2 protein-coding genes are annotated in these 1,359 nt (G+C 39.7%); one reads left to right on the top strand and one right to left on the bottom strand.

What is annotated here, in order from left to right; translation table 11 throughout:
• Positions 1 to 8: 8 nt before the first annotated feature.
• Positions 9 to 443: a DUF697 domain-containing protein gene (locus tag F6K37_RS42590; protein ID WP_287257245.1), complete on the top strand. Its 435-nt coding sequence runs from the start codon at positions 9 to 11 to the stop codon at positions 441 to 443.
• Positions 444 to 536: 93 nt separating this feature from the next.
• Here the strand turns inward: F6K37_RS42590 and F6K37_RS42585 are convergent, their stop codons facing one another.
• On the bottom strand, positions 537 to 1,313 hold the full coding sequence (locus F6K37_RS42585; RefSeq protein ID WP_287257244.1) for a glycosyltransferase family 2 protein: 777 nt from the start codon (positions 1,311 to 1,313) through the stop codon (positions 537 to 539).
• Between the last annotated feature and the right edge of the window lie 46 nt (positions 1,314 to 1,359).

The raw sequence follows: 1,359 nt of genomic DNA, 5'->3' as shown, positions 1-1,359 counted from the left end.
GTTCAGCATTGGTTGGTGCCTCACCAATTCCGTTTTCTGATGCGCCAATCTTGGTAACGATGCAAACGGTAATGATTGCTAACATCACCAGCATTTTTGGATTAACGGTTGAAAGAGCTTTTCTGGGCATGGTGATATCTGCTCTTGGGGGTACAGGAGGAGTGACTGCAGTGGGTAAAGTAATTGTCGCGAATTTACTCAAAATGATTCCTGGTGCAGGCACTGTTCTTGGTGGAGCAATATCAGGCTCAACGGCAGCAGCACTAACTTTGGCTCTTGGTCTATCTTATATTGAAGCTCTGAAGATTTATGTTAAAGCTCAAATTGATGGTAAGGAAATACCCCTTTCTGAGCTGGCGAAAATTATCATTGAACAATATAAATATTATGCGGGAACAGGTAAAAAAAGCTTGAGGGATCAGGAATTACCGCCTTCAGATTAGGGGAGGTTTCCGACTCCCGATTCCCGATTCCCGATTCCCGATTCCCGACTCCCGACTCCCGACTCCCGATTCCCTACTCCCTACTCCCATCATTTAAATATGATAGAGATTACTCACCATTAGTTTACTGTTTTGATCGTTGATAAATCGCTGGATAAATTCGGGGATTTCTTTATTGTGATTAGGATAGACAATGGATTGCCAACAATAGGATAATTGACCAATTTGGAATAACCGAAATGCTAAATCTAGATCGGCTCCCTCGGGAATTGTAATAGTTTCTTTAAATCCACCAATTTGTTGAAGTGCTTTTTTCCAAATCAGGGCATTGGCTGTAATTAATGATTCTGGTCTACTGATCTGGCACTCTTCAATCATGGTTAAGGGAATGAATCTTTCTTGACCGTCATAAAAGTTTGATAATAAATCCTTGCCCCATGCTTTCACATTACCTGCATAGCCTATTGAGCCATTTTTAGTATTAAGATAGCCTTCGATAAATGATTCAGATGGAAGACAGTGGCTATCGGTAAATAAAATCCAATCTCCTTTGGCATAGTTGATGCCTACGTTTCTGGCAGAGGCCACATCATTTTTTGAGCATTTCAGTAATCTGATCGAAAGATTATTACCTTGGAAGTGTTGAGCGATAGTAATTGGTCGCCTGGAGTTATTATCAACTATAATAATTTCTTTTGGATAGATGTGGGGATTCTGGGTGTTAAAAAATTCAGTTAAAAATAAATCCAGTCCTTCTTGATTATTCCTAACGGGAATAACGATTGATATATCAGATGCTTTAATTTTTAAGGGTACAGTAAAATCGGAGTAATTCTGGGGCGTAGAATGAAGTTTGTTGATGAAAGTCATAGGATTACCTCAATTGTCTGGATTAGAGTTCTGCCAACTGACTAGA

The organism is Moorena sp. SIO4E2, assembly GCF_010671945.1.
Classification (GTDB): domain Bacteria; phylum Cyanobacteriota; class Cyanobacteriia; order Cyanobacteriales; family Coleofasciculaceae; genus Moorena; species Moorena producens.
Note: the sequence above shows the minus strand (reverse complement) of the source record. Positions and strands in the feature narration are given on the sequence as shown.